Source organism: Sphingopyxis sp. (genome assembly GCF_965279725.1).
Taxonomy (GTDB): domain Bacteria; phylum Pseudomonadota; class Alphaproteobacteria; order Sphingomonadales; family Sphingomonadaceae; genus Sphingopyxis.
This window is the reverse complement of record NZ_CBDIIL010000003.1, coordinates 156,835-175,630: the sequence shown is the minus strand read 5'-3', so window position 1 is coordinate 175,630 and position 18,796 is coordinate 156,835. Positions and strand designations below refer to the sequence as shown.

The following is an 18,796-nucleotide window of genomic DNA, read 5'->3' as shown; positions in this document are numbered from 1 at the left end:
CCCAAGGAAAGGTTCTGCCGATGTTGTGTCGGCAGATTTTCGCCTGATTTGTATCAGATGGCTCGACCGGGTTCAATGCCCGGTCGAATCCGTTCACCTCAACTCGCTTCGGCTTCCGACATCGCATCGACCAGTCGGTTGAGCTGCGGCGCGCAGCCCTTTGCCATCAGCATATCGACCGATCCCTCGACCGTGTCGGGGGCATTTTCCAGCGCGGTAAAGCGTACCGTTACCGGCGCGGCGAGGCCGCCGCCCGACAGGCGATAGTCGACGCCATATTGTACCGGCAGCACATCGGTCGGCCATTTACGAAAATTGGCGCCGTCGACGATCGCAACGGTCGATTTTTTGCCGGCGCTCTCGATCTCCAGCGCGGTATCGCCCTCCATATTGGGTCGCCACAGCATCAGCGTGGCCGGATTGGCGACGCAAAAGGTGCCGCTTTCACGGTAGTCCAGGAGCCAAAGATTGGGCGCGCGCGCATCGACCGGTGCGGTATCGCCGGGCCCGCGCGAAAATCCGCCGCGTGACCGCGTCGTCGGTCCCTTGGCGAGCATGCGTGTGACGGTGCCGCTCATCGACTGGCTGGTCTGGATCGTGCCGCTGGCGCCAAAGGTGCCAGGGCCGGACAGGGTGCGCGTCTTGCCCGCCTGCATCAACACAACCTTGTCACCCGAAACCAGCGTCAGCTTGTCGCTCGATTTCAGCTTGGCGCCGGTCGGATATTTGGGTGCCGACGGCCCGGTCGAACGGACTACCATCGATTGCGCCGCAGCGGTGCCGACGACAGCCACCGCCATGACGGCGGCAGCAGCAGTGAGGCCAAGGCGGCGCCTCCGGAAGTCAGGAAAGGACATAGCTTTCTCCTTTTTTGGTAGTGTTCAGGCGTTCTATCAGGAACATGATGGCTGCATCCTGACTAAATTCGGTGGCCAACGCTGTGGCGCCCATCACATAGGCATTTTTATCGCCCGTTGTGTGCGCATCGACAAGTGCCGCGATGCGGGCGCGTCGTTCTGGGTCAATGTCGGGCCGCGGGGTGAACACATCGACGGGCTGGGCGCGGCCGCGCAGCGTCACCCGACCCATCGGGACCAGATCGTCACGTTCCGCGCGCGACGCCGCCTCGGCCGAGATCAGGACGCCGGTCTTGATCCCCTTGTTCGCCGCCTCCAGCCGCGAGGCGGTGTTCATGCTGTCGCCCAGCGCGGTGTATTGAATTCGCCCTTCGCCGCCGAAATTGCCGACAATCGCGTCGCCGACATGCAGTCCGACGCGGGTCATGCCTAGCGGCGGCACGCCTTCAGCCAGGTCGGTGCGGAACTTTTCGCCTGCTTCGTACAAGGCAATCGCCGCAGCGGCTGCCCGCGGCCCGTCGTCGGGCCGGCTGAGCGGCGCGCCCCAGAACGCGACGATGGCATCGCCGACGAATTTGTCGATCGTGCCGCCATGTTGCAGCACGATGTCGGACAATCGGTCGAGATAGGCGTTGAGCAGGCGCGCCACGGTTTCCGGCGTCGTCGCGTGGCTAAGCTTGGTGAAGCCCTCCAAGTCGGTAAACACGCAAAAGATGTTGCGCCGCTCGCCGTGCAGCGACAGCTGGTCGGGGTCGCGCATGATCTGCGCCGCGACGTCGGCGGGCAGATATTTGCCAAGCGCCGACTGGGCAAAGGCGCGCTGACTGGAGCCGACGGTCCGCGCTGCGGTGCCGACCGTGGCATATCCGAACAGCCAGCCGATGGCCCAGCCAAAGGTCGGCAGGGTGGTGGTGTCGACGCCCTTGCCCTGTAACCAGAAAGGGAAGGCGATGAAAAAGGCCATCTGCCCAAGGAAAGCGACGGCAACCCAGCGCGCCCGCATGTCGATCAGGCTGGTCAGCCCGCCGGCGAGTATGATCAGGATCGCGAGTATCCACAGCACCGGGCTGGACAACGGCCGCGACCAGGCGTTGTCGAGTTGCTGCGCCAGCATATGCGCGTGAACTTCCAGTCCGATCATTGTCTTGTGCTGGCCGGTAATTGCGTCCTGAAAGCGGCTAAAAGGCGTGTTGAATTGATCGTTGTCGATGACGTCGCCGCCGATCAGGACGTAACGGCCCTTTACACCCTCGGCAAAGGCCGCACGCGTTTCTTCGTCCATCGGAATGGCAAAGCTATCGATGGGAATATTGGAAAAGACTTTTTCCTCCTGCCCTTTCGCCGCACGAGCGGGGGCAAGAAAACGGATATTTCCTTGATAATTCGCATGTGCTGGATCGACCGGCGCCAGCGCGTTGGCCATCAGCGGAGGCAGGTTTTTGGGCCGATCGGGCCATTTGCGGATGACACTGTCGTCGTCGGTGCGAAACAGCACGCTGGTCGGCTTTGTTTTATCGGTGACAACGTCCGCTTGATACGCCTCCAGATATTTCTGCTGCTCGTAGAAGATGGTGTCGGGATTGCTCGCCTGTTCGGCATAGGCGAGCCAGGTCGGCGTCTTCATCGCGCGGAGCTGGGCTTTCAACACCGCGTCGTCGGGTCGCGGCGAATCAAAGACAATATCGATGCCGATCGCCTTGGCGCCCATTTGATCGATATTCCCCAGCGCGTTGGCAAGGATGGTGCGGTCGAGCGGCGAGCGGATGCCGGTGTTGAACAACGTCTCGTCATTATAGGTGACCAGAACGATGCGTTTATCCTGTTCGACATGCGGCGCCATCAGCGTCGCGCGGGCATCGTAAAGCGCGCGTTCGGCGGCATCGACCAGCGGCATCTGCCAGCTGAACCGCGCGATCAGGATTGCGACAATCAGGAACAGGATCGTCGCGGCCAAGCGCGACGGACCAAGCTGCATGACCAGCCGGCGCACCCGCTTGCCCAGCGGGACCGCGGGCCGCTGGTCGTCCGGCGCGGCTGCATCGGCCGCGGGAATTTTGGTGTCGGACACGGTCATCAAATCAGCGGGCGGCGCGGCCGGCACCTTCCTGTGCGGACGCAGCATCGGCGGTCGCCGCGCCGCTGTGCAGCAACGCCTGACCGCCGTCGCCGATGATTGCGAAGCCCGCCCAATAATAGGGATGCGAGGTTTGCTTATCGTCCATCAAGCGCATCTGCGTGCCCCACATCGCGTCGGCGACGCTGGTACCCTGCGTGGCACCGAACAGCCCGCCGATCAGGCGCTTCGTCGCGTCGAAATCGTCTGGCGCGGGCCAGTGGCTGGCGATGACCGAACGGCCGCCAGCGCCGATGAAGCTGCGCACCAGTCCGTCGAGCGCATTGCCGCCGCCCGACAGCCCGGCTTCGCGCGTCGCTGCAACCGAGGCTGCCCCTGCGGTATCGCACGCCGACAGGATGACAAGGTCGGCGTTGATCTTGAGGTCGAAGATTTCCTGGAAGGTCAAAAGCCCGTCCGAATCGCCGTCGCCGAACGAGGTGACCAGCGCCGGGCGTGCGGGGCAGGTGGAGCGCGGCGCGGTGACCAGGCCGTGCGTCGCGAAATGGATGATGCGATAATTATTCAGGTCGGTGCGGCTTTTCACCGCATTGTCGGTGAAGGCGCCGCCGGTCAGCAGCGTCGCGGCGTCGCGTCCCATGGCATTGCGCGCGGTGACGAGTTCGTCGGCAGAAATCGGCCGCGCCCATTGGGACACATCCCATTGGCAATCGCCGTCGATGCCGGCGACTGCCGCGCCGCGATTGCCAAGCGATGGCAGGGTCGTTCCGCCCACCGGCAGATTCTGGCCCAGCCCGAAATATTGGTTTGTCGCTGTCGATGGCGCCGCTTGCCGCGCGTTGCGAAAGGCGAGTGTCGAGACCGCTGTGCTGGGACGTGTCGTGCGCCCAAGCCATGCGACCTGGCGCATGTCGAACGGATCGGCGTTGGGGTCGAGCAACCGCTGTTCATAGGCGGCAAGGCCGGTATCGGCGGTCACGAGCAGATTGATCGGCAGCCGCAGCATGGCGCCGTCGGGTTCAAAGATCAGGTGCGCGACGGTCGGCAGTTTGGCCGCGACCGGGCTGAATAGCTGGCCATACAGCCTGTAAGCGGTCGCCGCGTCAAAGGGATAGGTAACGCGGCGGCCGTTTTCGACGACCGAGATCGTCGAGCGGATCGTATCGACCGCGGTGTCGAGCGCGGCGGCACTGATATCCGATTTCCACAGTTGGGCGGCGCCCGGTTCGATCAGCATCGCATAGACCGAATCGCCGACGACGAGCATTTTCAGATAGGCTTCGTCGGCGCGCAGCACCTGTTGCAGTTCGGTCAGGTCGAGCTTGCCCGAGGAAACGACACGAAATTGCGGAAAGGCCGAAAGGGCGATGATCGTTTCAGATTGTTGAAAGGACAGATTGTCGAGCTGGGTTTTGAGGTCGGCACGCAGGGCGTTGATTTCGGGCGAGACCGGCACCTGCGCCAGCCGCGCATCCTCAATCCGCGCGCGTTCGATGTCGCGGTTCAACGTTGTCGCTTGGCGGAACAGCCGCGCGCCATCGTCGCTGCCGCTCGACAATTCGCGCGCCAGCACCGCCTGGGTGTCGGCGACGCCGGGGCGGACCTGCAACTGGCTGGCGACGAAAAAGTCGCCGATCGCGGCCGGATCGGTCGCCGAACGAGCGGCGAGCAGGCGGTAATAGGGCGCCATCATATTGGCCATACCGGTGGTCGAGCGCTGCGACTGGGCCAGCGCGGTGACGACTTCGCGATAGATCGCGATCGCCTTGTCGTCATGACCCTGGCGGGTCAGAAAGGCGGCGTAGCGCGCGCGCGCGGATGCCAAGGCGTTGGTTTCGGGATATTCGATCGCCAGCGCGTTCACCGATTCCAGAAAGCGAGCGTCGGCGGCCGCGGTGTTGCCCAGCGATTCTTCGGCAAGTGCAAGCTCGCCCAGCATCTGCGAACGGAGGCGAACGATCGACGTGACACGGCCCTCGCGAACCGCGAGCGCATCGGACAGGCCTTTGAGCTGCGCCGTTTTGGCGGCGGCGCCGTTGCCGCGCAGCCGTTCGATAGTGCCAAGCAGATGCACCGCCTGTGCGTCGATGATCTGGGCGCGTTCGAGCGGGGTCAGCCGCTCACGGTCGGCACCTTGTTCCACCGCGCGCGCGGTGCTGCCGCTGTTCACCCCGGCCACGATCGTCGGGGTTAGCGTGACGCTGGCGCCATCCACGGTCACTGCACTTGTCAGCGGCGCGATGGGGCGCCGCAACAGCTCGGCCGCTCCGTCGTAATCGCGCTGATTCAGGGCATGAATGGCACGAAAGTTACGGCGCAGGCGTGTTTGGACGGGGTCGCTAGTGGGGGTCGCCTCGGCTTCGGCGAACAGCCGTTCGGCTTCACCGAACTCGCCGAGGTTGGATCGTTGCAGCGCCCGGTTCAGGGTGAATTCTGTCGGATCGATGTCAGCCGACCCCTGCTCACCCTGCGTGCGGCGCGACAATGTTTCGAAAAATTCGGCGGCTTCGGCATAATCGCCGCTGTGGTTGCGCCGATAGCCCTCGGCCAGAGCCTTATCGACGTCGATTGCGCCCGCCAACGTACGGGCGAACCCGTCGTTTGCGCCCACTGACGTGGTAGCGACCTTGATCACGCCGGGGACGACCTTGCGCTGCTGGATCGATTCCAGCGCCAAATTCAGCGCGTCGTCATAAGCGGCGAAACCCTCGACGGCATAAACGGTATTTCCATCGGCTTCGATCCGCGTCTGCCACACGACGCTGCTGTCCTTGACCGTGCAAGCCCCGTCGGGGGTGCAGCTAATGGTGTCGGCGCGGCCGCGCTCGATCCGGGCTTTGGCGTCGCCAGGGCTGGCGCGCAGCATGCGGACGGTGCCGACCGGCTGGCTGGCGTCGCGGCACAGGATGACCCAGGCGCGGTCGAACATGCCGTCGATCACGCGATCGCGCACCGTCGCCTGCACCGCGCAGAGCGAGCCGCCTTGGTCGCCGATCGAAAAACTGTCCCGCAACGTGGGGTCGTTGCCCTGCGCCTGCGCCGCTCCGGGCGCTGCAAAAGCAAGCGCCGCCAGAATCGGCAGGCAAAACGGACGTCGAACGGTCATCACCAATCCCCCAAACACAAGGCTAGAGGCGCCCTGCCGACGCGATTGCGGCAAGGCGCAGTCTTCATTGCTGCGGTACGACCCATTCCCTGACCCGGACCCTAACCCCTTCGGCTGCAAAAGGGAAGTGATCAGCGGCACAGTCCGCGGCACAGGTCGCTTGCACCCTTGGGACGCGCAACCTATCTGCAAAACGACAGTTTCAAACCCGTGAGGACATTATGAGCGGATTCGACGATCGTGAACGCGCCTTCGAGGCTCAATTTGCCCGCGATCAGGAGGTGCAGTTCCGCATTACCGCGCGGCGCAACCGGTTGGTCGGCGAATGGGCGGCCGAACGCATGGGACTGACCCCCGAAGAAACCGACGCCTATGCCAAGGCGGTGGTCCAGGCCGATTTCGAGGAAGCCGGCGACGAGGATGTCATCCGCAAACTCGCGGGCGACCTCACGGCGGCGCAGGTCGAGATCAGCGACGCCGAAATTCGCGTCGCGCTGAACGACAAGGCTGTCGAGGCGCGTCGCCAGTTCATGGACAAGCAGGGCTGATCCCATGGGTATGCGCGAGGATGATTTGCGGGCGATGATCGCCGCGGCCCTTCCCGATGCGGAAGTCGCGATCACCGACCTTGCCGGCGACAACGATCATTATGCTGCGCATGTGATCAGCGAATCTTTCCGCGGGATGACCCGTATCGCGCAGCACAAGGCAGTCTATGCCGCTTTGGGCGGGCGCATGGGCGGCGAACTTCATGCCTTGCAATTGACGACTGCCGTTCCTTCATAGGGGGCGTAACCTTTTTGCGGCGCGCTGGCGCCCGACCGGAGACTCACATGACCGAATCTGCCCATGACCGCATCGCCAAGCTGGTCGCCGAACATCCCGTGCTGCTGTTCATGAAGGGCACGCCGCTCTTTCCGCAATGCGGCTTTTCATCGCGCTCGATCGCGATGCTCGACCGGCTCGGCATCGAATATGAGACCGTCGACGTGTTGCAGGACATGGAAGTCCGTCAGGGCATCAAGGAATTTTCGGACTGGCCGACGATCCCCCAGCTGTATGTGAAGGGCGAATTTGTCGGCGGCAGCGACATCATGATGGAAATGTGGGAAGCCGGCGAGCTTCACACGTTGATGACCGGAATCCCGGCGCGGGCGGAGTAATTCCCGCTGGCAGATAGAGGTGTCGCCCGCGTCCGCCTTGGGGCGGGAAGCGGTCCTCCATTCGCGTCATGCTGAACTTGTTTCAGCATCCATGGCCGGAGCTTCGATCTCATGCGGCCTTGCAGGATCCGCCGGGCCATGGACCCTGAAACAAGTTCAGGGTGACGAAGAATTGAATATCTGCAGCCCGCCGCCAGCAGCTGACTCGCTCCACCCAACATCAAATCGCTGGAAAAAGCTTCCGGGGGGCGGGGCCTTTCGGCCGCTCCGCCCCCCGTCTGCTCGGGGGTAAGTGGGGATTTCCCGGGTGGGGGCAGGGGACATCAGGGACCAGACTGATGTCCCCCACCGCTCCAGTGAGCGGAACACTCGGGAACATCTGATACTATTCAATTGCCGTGCCAATTCGCCGCGGGGACGGATATGCAAGGGACACGGTGGTTAGCAATTCCTTACCCGATTCGCCGTTTGTCAAAAATCCCGACACTTCGCCATTCAGTTTCGTTCATCGACTGTTCAGTCTATTGACTACATCTGTAGTCGTATCGTAAATCAGCGATGCCGATGGGAGGGGTTCTTATGGCAGAACGAGCAAGCGAGTCGGAAATGCAGGTGCTGTCGGCCTTGTGGGACGACGCCCCGCAGACAGCGGCAGATCTGACCATCCGCATCGGTAAGGCCAATGGCTGGACGCAGGCGACGGTTAAGACCTTGCTCGCCCGGCTGGTTCAAAAGGGCGCGGTGACCGCGGTGGCCGACGGCCGCCGGTTCCTCTATAGTCCCGCGATCGAACGCGCCGACGCCGTCGGCGAGGAATCGCAGCGGTTCGTCGATCGCCTGTTCGGCGGCCGCGTCAGCCCGCTGATCGCGCACCTTGCCGATCGCGAGGCGCTGACCGACACCGACATCGCCGAAATCGAGGCCTTGCTGCGGAAACTCAAGTCATGAGCGCCGCGACGTGGATGCAGGTGTGGAGCGACACGCTGATCACCACCGCGCTGCTCGTCCTGGCGGTACTGCTGGTGCGCAAACCCTTTGCGCGTCAATTCGGCCCGCGGCTGGCGTACATCTTGTGGTTGATCCCGGCACTACGGCTGATTTTGCCGCCGATGCCTTTTGCCGATCCCGTTGCGACGCCCGATGCCGTCGAGATGATGATGGTCGCCGTTGATGCGCCGATGACGGCACCTGCGCCCCCGGCATGGTCGCTCGCCGATGCCATGCCTTATGTCTTTGTCCTGTGGGCGATTGGCATGATCGCGGTGCTCGGGGTGGCGTTGCTGTCGCACCGCCGCTTCCGCGCCGCCGTCCTGGCCGGAGCGGTCGAGCTTCAATCGATCGGCCGGATCCGGCTGGTGATGACCGACGCGGTCGACGGCCCGGTCGCTTTTGGGCTGTTGCACCGTGTCATCGCCGTGCCGCAGGATTTCTTTGCCCGCTATGCCGCCGACGAGCGCGCGCTGGCGGTCGATCATGAGCTGGCACACCATCGTCATGGCGATCTGTGGGCGAACGCCGCGGCGCTCGTGCTGCTCGCGTCGCAATGGTTCAATCCGCTTGCGTGGCGCGCAATCCGTGCCTTTCGCTTCGACCAGGAAGCGGCGTGCGACGCGCGCGTGCTGATGATGGCCGATCAGAACGCGCGCGGCGAACGCGCTGCGCGCTATGCGACCGCGATCGCCAAGGCCGCCGTTGGAACGCGGCTGTCGCTCGCGGCGCCGATGGCGGTTCATGACAATTTGCAGGAGAGGCTGACAATGTTGATGCGGAGGGATATTTCGAAACAGCGCGGGCTGGCGGGCCGACTGCTGATTGGCGGCGCGACGTTGGCGGTGCTGACGACGACCGCGACGCTGGTTCCGGCGGGGATCGCTTCTGCCATGGTGCACCCGGTCGATGAGGCTGCACCGCCGGAGCCGCCGGCCAAACCCTTGGGCCCGCCAGAGGCGCCCGACTCCCCGGGGCTCATCATCTTCACCGAACGTAGCGGCGCCGCTAAAGCTGATCAGACTGGCAAAGCGCGCGAAGTGCGTCGCATCGTCTTCCGCCGCGACGGCCATGGAGAAGCCGAAGCCGATGCGGAAGCCGAGAGCAAGCCGCGGACGGCAGTGATCATTCCCGCGGACGGCGGGGACAGGGTGCGGCACGTCCAGATCCGCGGATCGAGCCGCCTGTGGAATGACGACGCGGAGCTGAGACTCAAGGAAGAGAGCGCTGCACGTAAATGGGCCGAAAAGACCGCCGAAAAGCTGGAAGCGAAGCGCAAGGAACGCATCCGTGTCGTGCTGGCGCCCATGCCGCCGATGCCGCCCATGTCCCCGATGCGGCCCATGCCCTCGACGCCGCATGGCGCTTGGGCGACGGTTAATGGCCAGGCGATGGTCCTGGGCAAGTGCGTCGACGGCAAGCGGGCTGCGACGATCGTCAACCGCGATGAGAGCGACGGCAACAACCGCAGCCGCGTTCATATCTTCGCATGCAACGACACGCCCGAGGGCAGCGCGGCTCGCCTGTCGGCGCTCAAAAAAGCGCGCGAGGCCTTTGCCGATGGTGAACGCGCGCGCGGCATGTCCGAGGATATGCGCGCGAAGGTCGCCGCCGACCTGGAGAAAGCGATCGCCGAGATCGAGAAATCGGGCAACTGAGCCCGGGCAGCTTGACGTCGACCCTTACTCCCCGGTGGGGTTGGCGGCAGGGGCGGGGAAAGGGAGCGGGCGACTGCTCCCTTTTTCGTGTGAGGTTCGCCGGGGAGGGGAACGGTCAAATCTGGTCGTTGTTGCCAAATGATAGCCGCTACCTCTTTCGTTCCGCTCCCCGCAATGCCACATTGCGTGCATGAACGAGGACAAGCCCTGGCCCGACAGCATCCACGCTGGCGATTGCGAACAGCATGAACCGCTGGTTCGACGCGTGCTCGCGCCCAACCCGTCACCCTATACCTTCACCGGCACGCAGACGTGGATCGTCGGCGCGGGGAGCGACGTCGCGGTGATCGATCCCGGCCCGACCGGATCGGGGATGAGCATCGGCGATCCGCCGGACGCCAACGGCACGGGCCATGTCGACGCGATCCTGCGCGCGGTTGGCGATGCGCGCGTCGCCGCGATCCTGTGTACCCACACCCACCGCGACCACAGCCCGGCTGCGGCGCCGCTGAAGGAGGCGACGGGCGCTCCGATCATCGGCTGTTCCCCGTTAGCGCTGCGCGACGACGGTCCGCGCGCCGACTCCGCCTTTGATCCTGACTATGCGCCCGACCGCGTGCTGGCCGACGGCGAGCGCCTGTCGGGCGACGGCTGGACGCTTGAGGCGGTGGCCACCCCCGGCCACACTTCGAACCATCTGTGCTTTGGCCTGGTCGAAAGTGGCGCGCTGTTCACCGGCGATCATGTCATGGCGTGGTCGACCAGCGTTGTCAGCCCGCCCGATGGCGACATGGCGGCCTATATGGCCAGCCTGTCGAAGCTGTATGACCGCGAAGACCGCGTCTATTATCCTGCGCACGGCCCGGCCGTGACCAAGCCGCGGCAGCTGGTGCGCGGCATGCTGGGCCACCGCAAACAGCGCGAGCGGCAGATCTTGCGCGAGCTGGAAAAGGGGGCCGCTGTGATTCCCGTCATGGTCCAGCATATGTACAAAGGACTGGATCCGCGCCTGACCGGCGCCGCCGGTCGCTCGGTGCTTGCGCATCTTCTCGATCTTCAGACGCGCGGGATCGTCCGCGCGCATGACGAAGAATGGGAACTCGCCTAGATGTTTTTGCCGATCCTGATCGCTGCAGCGCAACCCGCAGCCATGACCGACAGCGTCGTCGTCGAACTGATCGCGGGCGAGGGCGAGCGGCGCTGCCTTGCCGATAAAAGCCTGTGCCTCGAAATGGCGCCGGTCGAGGAAGGCACCGATATCGCGGGCAGCCTGATCCTGACCTCTCCGACGACGGGCGATGTCACGACCACGCCCTCGCTGCCCTACGGCCCTGGCAATGGCGAAGGGTTGAGACTGTGGCCGTACCTGATCGCCGTACCAAAGGGCGCCGAAGCGGAAAGCGACGGCCGCAGCGAATATCTTGTCGGCGTCATCAGCGAGGAGCGTTCGATGTATTCGGGCGGCGGCGGTTCGGGCGGACGCCTGCATCTGCTCCGCCTCAACCAATCGCCCGACCGTCTTTCGTTAGGCGACGAGGTGCTCGATGTCGTCTGGGACAGCTCGCTGATGATCCGCGCCTGTTTTTCGGAACAGGATGGAAAAGATCGCCTCGGCGCGTGTCATGACGAATATCGTTTCAAAGGCAGTCTGACGGCGGCAGCGAACGACGGCGGCGAATTTCCTTCGCTGACCTATCGCAGCGTCGCGACGGCTTTTCCGCAGACGTCACGGCGCTCCGAGGACAACAGCGGGCAGAAGCTGAAAAAGAGTGACCTGGCCGATTGGAAAGATACCGAGTGCAGTTACCAACGGGTGCTGCGCTACAACCCCGCGACGTCGCGGTATGAAATGGATCGCCCGGCGCCCGATTGTTCGGATTACACCACACCATGACCACGCCCGCTGCTCCGCCCGCGCCGCGCTTGCTGCCGCGCCTGATCCTGCTCGCAGCCGCGGCCATGCTGCTGCTCGCCGTCTGGTGGGCGGTGTCTGCCTGGCGTGACTGGGAAAAGGGTTATGATCCGGAAACCGTCGTCGCGGCCAGCCTGCAAGGATTGCAGGAGCAGAATGTCCTGGTCCCGTTCACCGCCCGCTATGTGGCGGTGGTGACCTCGACGCAGAGCCGGATGGGGCTGAGCGCGAAGAAGACGCTGATCATGCCCGGCACGGTTCGCTACGAACTCGACCTCGGCAAGCTCAGGCAATCGGACCTCGATTGGGATGCGGCGACCAATGGGCTGACCATCACGCTGCCGCCACTGCGCCTTGCCGGACCCGAAATTGATCTCAATGCGATCAGCGAATTTCGCGACGGCGCCATATTGCTGACGCTGACCGACGCTGAAGCATCGCTCGATGCCGCGAACCGCAAGGCGGCTCAGGCCGAACTGATCAAACAGGCAAAGGGCACGACACCGATGCGGCTTGCGCGCGGCGCGGCGCGTACGGCGGTTGAACAGAGTTTCGCCATGCCGCTGAGGGCCGCGGGCATCGAAGCCAAGGTGACGGCACGCTTCGCTGCCGACGCGGCGGGCTGAATTCGACTTCTCGCGGCCGACGATTTGGGGTATTGGAGGCGGATCGACCAGCTGGGGGGACGGCATGGCTACGATCGCACAGGTGCCGCCACGATCGGCGGAACGGGACACTTTCTATTTCCACACCGCTCTCGTTATGGCGGCGTTCGTCGTCGCGGGCTTTTCGACGCAGTGGCTGATGGGGCGTTCCAGCTTTTCGGCGCGCCCGTTGGTCCATGTTCACGGCGTCATCCTCATGGGCTGGATCGCTATCTTCACCGCCCAAAGCGGACTCGCCGCTTATGGCCCCGCCGGGCTGCACCGCCGGTTGGGCCAGCTTGCCGCGATCTGGGCCGCGATGGTAATCGTCGTCGGCTTTGCGATCATCATCGATGGCATCCAGCGCGGCAAAACGCCTTTCTTCTTTCAGCCGCAGCATTTCCTCGTCGCCAATCCGATGAGCGTGCTGTGTTTCGGTACGCTTGTTGCGGCGGCGTTGCGCCTGCGCCGGCACAGCGACTGGCACATGCGCCTGCAGATATGCGCGACGTCCGCCATCATGGGGCCGGCGTTCGGGCGGCTGCTGCCAATGCCGCTGCTCATTCCCTATGCCTGGTATGCGGCATTTGGCTGCGGCTTGTTGTTTCCGCTGGCCGGCGCGATGCGCGACTGGCGCCGCGATGGACGGGTCCATCCCGCCTGGTGGTGGGGCATGGCGGCGATCGTCGGCGCAGCCGCATTGTCGAGCCTGATCGCCTTTTCGCCGCTTGGCGATGCCATTTACGCCTGGATAACAGCCGGTCATCCCGGCGCGGCGCGGCCCGGACTGGTTTTTGCCCCGCCGCCTCCCATGTAAGGGTTTGCGCGATACCGCGAATTGCCCTGTCCGCGTGTGCGGTGTAGGGGAATCGTGGTCCCCAATGGCGGGGGGCAAAAGCCAGATAAGGACAAGCCATGACTGCTCCCATTCGCGAGAATCTCTCGGGCCTCGACCTGCGCGCTGAAATCGACCGGCTGCGCAAGGACCGCAACGCCGTCATCCTGGCGCATTATTACCAGAAGCCCGAGATTCAGGACCTTGCCGATTTTGTCGGCGATTCGCTTGAGCTGTCGCGTAAGGCCGCCGACACCGATGCTGACGTAATCGCCTTTTGCGGTGTGAAGTTCATGGCGGAAACCGCGAAGATCCTGAGCCCCGAAAAGATCGTCATCCTGCCCGACATGGACGCTGGATGCAGCCTCGAGGACAGTTGTCCGCCCGAACAATTCAAGCGTTTCCGCGAAAAGCACCCCGACCATATCGCGCTGACCTACATCAACTGCTCGGCGGCAGTGAAGGCGCTGAGCGACATCATCGTCACCTCGTCCAGCGCCGAGACGATCATCAGCCAGATCCCCGAAAGCCAGCCGATCATCTTTGGCCCCGACCGGCACCTCGGCGGTTATCTCAACCGCAAATTCGGGCGCGAGATGCTGTTGTGGCCCGGCGTGTGCATTGTCCACGAAGCGTTCAGCGAGACCGAGCTCATCAAGCTGAAGGCACAGCACCCCGGCGCCCCGGTCGCGGCGCATCCCGAATGTCCGCCGCATATCGTCGATCATGCCGATTATGTCGGGTCGACCAGCGGCATCCTGCAATTCGCCAAGACCTTTCCGGGCGACACGCTGATCGTCGCGACCGAGCCGCACATCATCCACCAGATGGAGCTGGCGATCCCCGAAAAGACCTTCATCGGTGCTCCCGGGGCCGACGGCAACTGCAACTGCAACATCTGTCCGTACATGGCGCTCAACACGATGGAAAAGCTCTACATCGCGCTGCGCGACCTGAAGCCGCAGATCGAAATGGAGGAAGGCTTGCGGATTTCCGCGCGCAAGAGCCTCGACCGGATGCTCGAGATGGCTTCTGGGACGATCGGCAAGGGCGATTTGGGCCAACGCTAGCTCGCTCTCACGGCCGGTTTACCTGCGGTGTTGCATTCCCGGAAAATAATATAAGTTCCGACATCTAAGGCGCGAGTCTCGCCCCCCGGTGAGCGCTGAACGGCGAATTTCTCCGCCCTGGGTAGGAGCATGGTCGCATGGCAGAAGATTGGCTGGCAGATGTCAGGAAATATGTCGCAGACGCCGACGAAGCGGTGGTTTCGAAGATCGTCTCTTATCTTGGCATTGCGCTCAGGAACCGCGATTCCTCGCTCGTTTCTTTTAGTGACAAAACGGAAACCGACCGCGTTCGCCAGAATTTCCTGAAAAAGAAATTAGGGCTGACCCATGACGACGCGACGCTCGACGCGGCGATCGCCGAGGTCGGCGAGCAGATGAAGGGCGACCGGACCAAGAACCGCGTTACCGTTTATTATCTCCTCGCGCAGCACTTCGGTCTGCTGACGCTCTTTGGCGGCGCAGCAGGCGCATCGGGCTCAGCAGCCGCTGCTCTCGGCCTCGCAGGGATGACATCGTCGAAGGACGGCGGCTCAGTGGATACCAACGGCGGCGCGAAGGCAGGCGACGCCGATGGGGACAAGCCTGGTTCGGTTGCGCCGCTTGCGGCCGCGGCTGGATTGCCTGGCGCGGCGGCAGCGGCGCCCGCTGCAGCAACGCCAGCGCCAGCGCCGGTTGCCCCGACTCCTCCGCCGGTCGCGCCACAGACCGCTTACTCGAGCGGCGAAGACAAGGCTGGCGGTGGCATGGGCTGGCTGCCCTGGCTTTTGCTGGCGCTGCTGGTGCTGGCGCTACTCTTCTTCGGCTTGCGCTATTGTTCGAAACAGGAGACTGCCGTTGCACCAGCTGGCGGTGAGGTGGCGATCAGCGAGACCGTCGTACCAGCCGACGGCGTAGCCGCACCAGCCGCACCAGCCGCGCCGGCCGCAATTCCCGAGGGTGCCGGCGTGGTCGCTGCCGATCGCGAAGGCAAACCGATGCTGACGGTCTATTTCGATACCGGAAAATCGGTCGTGTCGAACGATCTGTCGACCGCAGCATCGTCGGTGAAAACCTATCTCGAAAGCAATCCCGACGCCACTTTGGCCGTATCGGGCTATAACGACCCGACGGGCAACGCGGCCGCCAACGCCGAGCTGTCGAAAAACCGGGCGCAGAGCGTCAAGGCGGCGATCGAGAAGCTGGGTATCGCGGCCGACAAGGTCGTGCTGGAGAAGCCGGCGGAGACGACCACAACCGGCGCCGACAATTCGGCGGCGCGCCGGGTCGAGGTGACCGTCAAAGAGTGATGGTCGTTCGCGTGTTATGACAACGGAGCGGGGTCCGCGGACCCCGCTCTTTTTTTGCGCGCGACGGGCGCCGAGTCGCGACTCGGTAGAATATTGTTGATCTTATTTGACGGTGGTCCGGGTGAGTCGGTGCGCGGATTGAATTCGAAAATGCTGCGGCGCTGTTACAAAAATGCTGCGCCGAATCTGCTTGTTGCTAATGCCGGACTTATCCACAGCGGCTGGCGCTCAGGCAGGGCAATTGGGCGTTTTTCGGTTGGCGCCCCGAACGCTTCATGTCAGCTTCAAATCATCGGAAGACGGAGACGAAAGACCGCCGGGACATCAAGGGTAGTTGCAAGACTAGCCAGAAGAGAACGGACCGGACTTACGAGGAAATCCAACGATAGCTTGATCACGGAACGCAGCGATTCCCACGAGTTGATGCGGACCCGATCAGGTACAGGAAATGCAGTCCATCGCTTGGGCAGCGACTGCTTCGGCGGACGCAAGAAGAGATGATGAAGGGCTTTCCAGGTGCGGCCGGCCCCCGAAAGGGGGCCGACCAAACCGCCGCCGGATTGTTCCGGCATGCGCCGCAACGCATCGTTTTGCGGGCTGCTGATCGCAAGAGAAGCGGACCGGGATGACGTGAGGCGGAGTATGTGGGGCAAAGCCGGATAGTGGGGGTTGGCAGCGATGTCGGCCCCCATTTCGCGTGGGCGCAACCCGCCTCTCGCGTGGGCGCAACGCGCTGTGCCGCCCAATATGCGCGAGCGTTCTCAACATTTATTTCAAGTCCTGTGACGTCCGTCACATCGCCGTCAAACGCGCCTGCTTAACAGCAACCTTGCGACCCGGAGCAGTTCTTGATCTGGAACTGATCCCACTTTCCCGGCCGCGTCGTTCGCGACCGGCCGGGAACCTTTCGCCTGTTCTCCGCATTATGTCGGCATCGTTGAAACGATGTCTGGGCGCGACCGGACGTTTATATCTGCGGCCGGCTATCTGCGTTTGTCCGGCGGTACAGGAAGGGAATATCATGGGCTTGATCATCACTTTGATTGTCGGCGGTGTCATCGGTTGGCTGGCGAGCATCGTCATGCGCACCGACGCACAACAGGGCATCATCTTGAACGTCGTTGTCGGCATCGTCGGCGCGTTCCTCGGCAACTTCCTCGGTAGCTTTTTCGGCATGGGTGCCAGCCTTGACACCTTCAGCCCGATCGGGCTGCTCTGGGCCTTCATCGGTGCGGTCGTCCTGTTGGGCATCATCAATCTGATCCGCCGCGGCAGCGTGCGTTAAGGAAAATCGGGTGGCAGCGGTGCGGGGTTGCATCGCTGCCATTCTGCTAGGCGTTTTCAAAAATCTGCGTTACCAATATGATGCCCGCAATGTCGGGCGACACCAATGATCGTAGGGGGTCAATATCATGGAATTCATTATCGCAATCGTCATGGGCGGTGTTATCGGCTGGCTGGCCAGCATCGTGATGCGCACAGATGCGCAGCAGGGTATCTTCCTCAATATCATCGTCGGCTGTATCGGGTCGATCCTCGGCCGTTTTCTGTTCGGCCAGTTCCTGGGCGGCGGTCATCTGCGCGGCAACGCCTTTGACCCGATGACCTTGCTCACCGCATTTATCGGTGCCGTGGTGCTGCTCGCCATCGTCAATTTGGTGCGTCGCGGTCGCGTCCGCTGAATCGATAACACACACCATCGGTGCTTCGGCACCGACGGGATCAAAGGGTGGCTCGCCGTCAGGCGAGCCGCCCTTTTTCATGCTCGCGACCACTGGAAATCGCAACAGCATCCGCGTATGAGCCGCTCTCCGGGGCGTCAGCGGGGGGCAAAACTTGGCCTCTTGCAAGTGGTGATTTAATTGGGTAATACACCTCATGCGGGATTTCGGTCCTGTCGTGCGGGCCTGAGGGGGCGGAGCGCTGTCGCGCTTGCTGCCTCGGATGCCGCACCAGGCAGGGAGGAATTCGGCGTGAACTACGAGCGGAAAGTGGATTCGATGGACAGCCTCGCGGGTTCGACCCAGAGCTATTATGAACAGGCGGACGGTCGCCGCAAGCGGACATGGATGATCGTCGCGGTGGTGCTGATTGCACTGGCGCTGGCGGCAACATGGTATGCGTTCAATTCCAGCAAGGGCGCGGCCGATGGCGCCGCGGCAACTGCCGCCGCCGGGGGCGCCGCCGTCCCCAGCATCACCGTGGTGATCCCCGGCCGCCAGTCGGTGCAGGCCGCGATCTCGACCAACGGCACAATCGCAGCGCGGCGCGAAATGCCCGTCGGCATTGCGGGCGAGGGCGGTCAGGTCGTGCGGGTGCTTGTGGAACCTGGCCAGTGGGTCGGCGCCGGACAGCCGCTCGCCGTCATCGATCGTTCGGTCCAGACGCAGCAGGCGGCAAGCCTTTCAGCATCGATCCGCGTCGCGCAGGCTGATGCCGACTTGGCGCAGGCGGAGCTGACGCGCGCCGACGCGCTGGTATCGCGCGGCTTTATTTCCAAGGCGGATATGGACCGCAAACGCGCCACCCGCGACGCCGCCAACGCGCGGGTCCGCGTCGCGCAGGCCCAATATGCCGAGGCGCAGGCCCGCAATGGTCGCCTCAATATCGTCGCGCCCGCGGCCGGTCTGGTGCTGACACGCCAGGTCGAACCCGGGCAGATCGTTGGCGCGGGCAGCGGCGTGCTGTTTCGCATGGCCCGCGGCGGCGAGATGGAATTGATGGCGCAGATGGCGGAAGCAGACCTGCAACGTGTCCGCGTCGGTACGCGCGCGACGATCACGCCGGTTGGCAGCAATCTGAATATTGCTGGCCAAGTGTGGCAGGTGTCGCCGATCATCAATCCCGATACGCGGCAGGGCATGGTCCGCATCGCCGTGCCCTATAGCGCGGCGCTTCGTCCCGGCGGCTTTGCCGACGCGCGATTGGTTTCAGGTACCGAGGAAGCCCCGTTGTTGCCCGAGAGTGCGGTGCAGAGCGGCCCCGAAGGCAATTTTGTGCTGATCGTCGATGGCAAGGACACGATCCAGCGCCGCGCGGTGAAGGTGGGTACCGTGACCGATGGCGGCGTGTCGATCGCGTCGGGCCTTGCCGGAAACGAAAAGGTCGTCGTGCTGGCGGGTGCGTTCCTGAACGTCGGCGACAAGGTGAAGCCGGTGGTTCAGAAATCGTCGCAATAATCGTCCCGGATCGCGTACGCACAAA

17 protein-coding genes are annotated in these 18,796 nt (G+C 63.6%); 14 read left to right on the top strand and 3 right to left on the bottom strand.

Annotated features, from left to right (window positions below):
- Positions 1-98 precede the first annotated feature (98 nt).
- The 3 genes from ACQY6T_RS09675 to ACQY6T_RS09665 are packed head-to-tail and all read right to left on the bottom strand — an operon-like array spanning position 99 to position 6,037.
- Positions 99-857, bottom strand: coding sequence for a hypothetical protein (locus tag ACQY6T_RS09675; protein WP_428630577.1), 759 nt, complete (start codon positions 855-857; stop codon positions 99-101).
- Complete coding sequence (locus ACQY6T_RS09670) at positions 844-2,931, bottom strand: CHASE2 domain-containing protein (protein WP_428630576.1); 2,088 nt, start codon at positions 2,929-2,931, stop codon at positions 844-846. The genes ACQY6T_RS09675 and ACQY6T_RS09670 overlap by 14 nt, the downstream gene beginning before the upstream one ends.
- A 4-nt stretch (positions 2,932-2,935) precedes the next feature.
- The gene (locus ACQY6T_RS09665; RefSeq protein ID WP_428630575.1) at positions 2,936-6,037 is read right to left on the bottom strand and encodes a CHAT domain-containing protein; all 3,102 of its coding nucleotides are present in this window, start codon (positions 6,035-6,037) and stop codon (positions 2,936-2,938) included.
- A gap of 221 nt (positions 6,038-6,258) precedes the next feature.
- Between ACQY6T_RS09665 and ACQY6T_RS09660 the strand changes: the two genes are divergently transcribed.
- The 14 genes from ACQY6T_RS09660 to ACQY6T_RS09595 all read left to right on the top strand — a co-directional run bounded on the left by ACQY6T_RS09660 (position 6,259) and on the right by ACQY6T_RS09595 (position 18,771).
- On the top strand, positions 6,259-6,585 hold the full coding sequence (locus ACQY6T_RS09660; protein ID WP_428630574.1) for a DUF1476 domain-containing protein: 327 nt from the start codon (positions 6,259-6,261) through the stop codon (positions 6,583-6,585).
- 4 nt (positions 6,586-6,589) lie between these two features.
- Positions 6,590-6,823 (top strand): BolA family protein, encoded by a 234-nt coding sequence (locus ACQY6T_RS09655; RefSeq protein WP_428630573.1) that lies wholly within the window; start codon positions 6,590-6,592, stop codon positions 6,821-6,823.
- Between the two features lie 47 nt (positions 6,824-6,870).
- Positions 6,871-7,200, top strand: coding sequence for a Grx4 family monothiol glutaredoxin (gene grxD / locus ACQY6T_RS09650; protein WP_428630572.1), 330 nt, complete (start codon positions 6,871-6,873; stop codon positions 7,198-7,200).
- Positions 7,201-7,779: 579 nt separating this feature from the next.
- Positions 7,780-8,148 (top strand): BlaI/MecI/CopY family transcriptional regulator, encoded by a 369-nt coding sequence (locus ACQY6T_RS09645; RefSeq protein ID WP_428630571.1) that lies wholly within the window; start codon positions 7,780-7,782, stop codon positions 8,146-8,148.
- Complete coding sequence (locus ACQY6T_RS09640; protein ID WP_428630570.1) at positions 8,145-9,845, top strand: M56 family metallopeptidase; 1,701 nt, start codon at positions 8,145-8,147, stop codon at positions 9,843-9,845. Before ACQY6T_RS09645 ends, ACQY6T_RS09640 begins: the two co-directional genes overlap by 4 nt.
- A gap of 190 nt (positions 9,846-10,035) precedes the next feature.
- Positions 10,036-10,953, top strand: coding sequence for an MBL fold metallo-hydrolase (locus ACQY6T_RS09635; protein WP_428630569.1), 918 nt, complete (start codon positions 10,036-10,038; stop codon positions 10,951-10,953).
- A gap of 42 nt (positions 10,954-10,995) precedes the next feature.
- Entirely contained in the window at positions 10,996-11,739 is a 744-nt protein-coding gene (locus ACQY6T_RS09630; protein ID WP_428630568.1) for a hypothetical protein, read from the top strand.
- The gene (locus ACQY6T_RS09625) at positions 11,736-12,383 is read left to right on the top strand and encodes a DUF4230 domain-containing protein (RefSeq protein WP_428630567.1); all 648 of its coding nucleotides are present in this window, start codon (positions 11,736-11,738) and stop codon (positions 12,381-12,383) included. The genes ACQY6T_RS09630 and ACQY6T_RS09625 overlap by 4 nt, the downstream gene beginning before the upstream one ends.
- A 64-nt stretch (positions 12,384-12,447) precedes the next feature.
- Entirely contained in the window at positions 12,448-13,218 is a 771-nt protein-coding gene (locus tag ACQY6T_RS09620) for a hypothetical protein (protein ID WP_428630566.1), read from the top strand.
- A 98-nt stretch (positions 13,219-13,316) separates the two neighbouring features.
- Positions 13,317-14,306, top strand: coding sequence for a quinolinate synthase NadA (nadA, locus tag ACQY6T_RS09615; protein WP_428630565.1), 990 nt, complete (start codon positions 13,317-13,319; stop codon positions 14,304-14,306).
- A 137-nt stretch (positions 14,307-14,443) separates the two neighbouring features.
- The gene (locus ACQY6T_RS09610) at positions 14,444-15,592 is read left to right on the top strand and encodes a DUF2853 family protein (RefSeq protein WP_428630564.1); all 1,149 of its coding nucleotides are present in this window, start codon (positions 14,444-14,446) and stop codon (positions 15,590-15,592) included.
- A 1,021-nt stretch (positions 15,593-16,613) separates the two neighbouring features.
- Positions 16,614-16,877 carry a GlsB/YeaQ/YmgE family stress response membrane protein gene (locus ACQY6T_RS09605; RefSeq protein ID WP_428632616.1) on the top strand — a complete coding sequence of 88 codons (264 nt, stop codon included), beginning with the start codon at positions 16,614-16,616 and terminating at the stop codon, positions 16,875-16,877.
- Positions 16,878-17,004: 127 nt separating this feature from the next.
- Positions 17,005-17,274, top strand: coding sequence for a GlsB/YeaQ/YmgE family stress response membrane protein (locus ACQY6T_RS09600; protein WP_428630563.1), 270 nt, complete (start codon positions 17,005-17,007; stop codon positions 17,272-17,274).
- A 291-nt stretch (positions 17,275-17,565) separates the two neighbouring features.
- Positions 17,566-18,771 (top strand): efflux RND transporter periplasmic adaptor subunit, encoded by a 1,206-nt coding sequence (locus ACQY6T_RS09595; protein ID WP_428630562.1) that lies wholly within the window; start codon positions 17,566-17,568, stop codon positions 18,769-18,771.
- Positions 18,772-18,796 lie beyond the last annotated feature (25 nt).

Bases quoted from the DNA above. Each gene is read 5' to 3' on its own strand.
- ACQY6T_RS09675 (WP_428630577.1), bottom strand. From the start codon at position 857: ATGTCCTTTCCTGACTTCCGGAGGCGCCGCCTTGGCCTCACTGCTGCT.
- ACQY6T_RS09670 (WP_428630576.1), bottom strand. From the start codon at position 2,931: ATGACCGTGTCCGACACCAAAATTCCCGCGGCCGATGCAGCCGCGCCG.
- ACQY6T_RS09665 (WP_428630575.1), bottom strand. From the start codon at position 6,037: ATGACCGTTCGACGTCCGTTTTGCCTGCCGATTCTGGCGGCGCTTGCT.
- ACQY6T_RS09660 (WP_428630574.1), top strand. From the start codon at position 6,259: ATGAGCGGATTCGACGATCGTGAACGCGCCTTCGAGGCTCAATTTGCC.
- ACQY6T_RS09655 (WP_428630573.1), top strand. From the start codon at position 6,590: ATGGGTATGCGCGAGGATGATTTGCGGGCGATGATCGCCGCGGCCCTT.
- grxD (WP_428630572.1), top strand. From the start codon at position 6,871: ATGACCGAATCTGCCCATGACCGCATCGCCAAGCTGGTCGCCGAACAT.
- ACQY6T_RS09645 (WP_428630571.1), top strand. From the start codon at position 7,780: ATGGCAGAACGAGCAAGCGAGTCGGAAATGCAGGTGCTGTCGGCCTTG.
- ACQY6T_RS09640 (WP_428630570.1), top strand. From the start codon at position 8,145: ATGAGCGCCGCGACGTGGATGCAGGTGTGGAGCGACACGCTGATCACC.
- ACQY6T_RS09635 (WP_428630569.1), top strand. From the start codon at position 10,036: ATGAACGAGGACAAGCCCTGGCCCGACAGCATCCACGCTGGCGATTGC.
- ACQY6T_RS09630 (WP_428630568.1), top strand. From the start codon at position 10,996: ATGACCGACAGCGTCGTCGTCGAACTGATCGCGGGCGAGGGCGAGCGG.
- ACQY6T_RS09625 (WP_428630567.1), top strand. From the start codon at position 11,736: ATGACCACGCCCGCTGCTCCGCCCGCGCCGCGCTTGCTGCCGCGCCTG.
- ACQY6T_RS09620 (WP_428630566.1), top strand. From the start codon at position 12,448: ATGGCTACGATCGCACAGGTGCCGCCACGATCGGCGGAACGGGACACT.
- nadA (WP_428630565.1), top strand. From the start codon at position 13,317: ATGACTGCTCCCATTCGCGAGAATCTCTCGGGCCTCGACCTGCGCGCT.
- ACQY6T_RS09610 (WP_428630564.1), top strand. From the start codon at position 14,444: ATGGCAGAAGATTGGCTGGCAGATGTCAGGAAATATGTCGCAGACGCC.
- ACQY6T_RS09605 (WP_428632616.1), top strand. From the start codon at position 16,614: ATGGGCTTGATCATCACTTTGATTGTCGGCGGTGTCATCGGTTGGCTG.
- ACQY6T_RS09600 (WP_428630563.1), top strand. From the start codon at position 17,005: ATGGAATTCATTATCGCAATCGTCATGGGCGGTGTTATCGGCTGGCTG.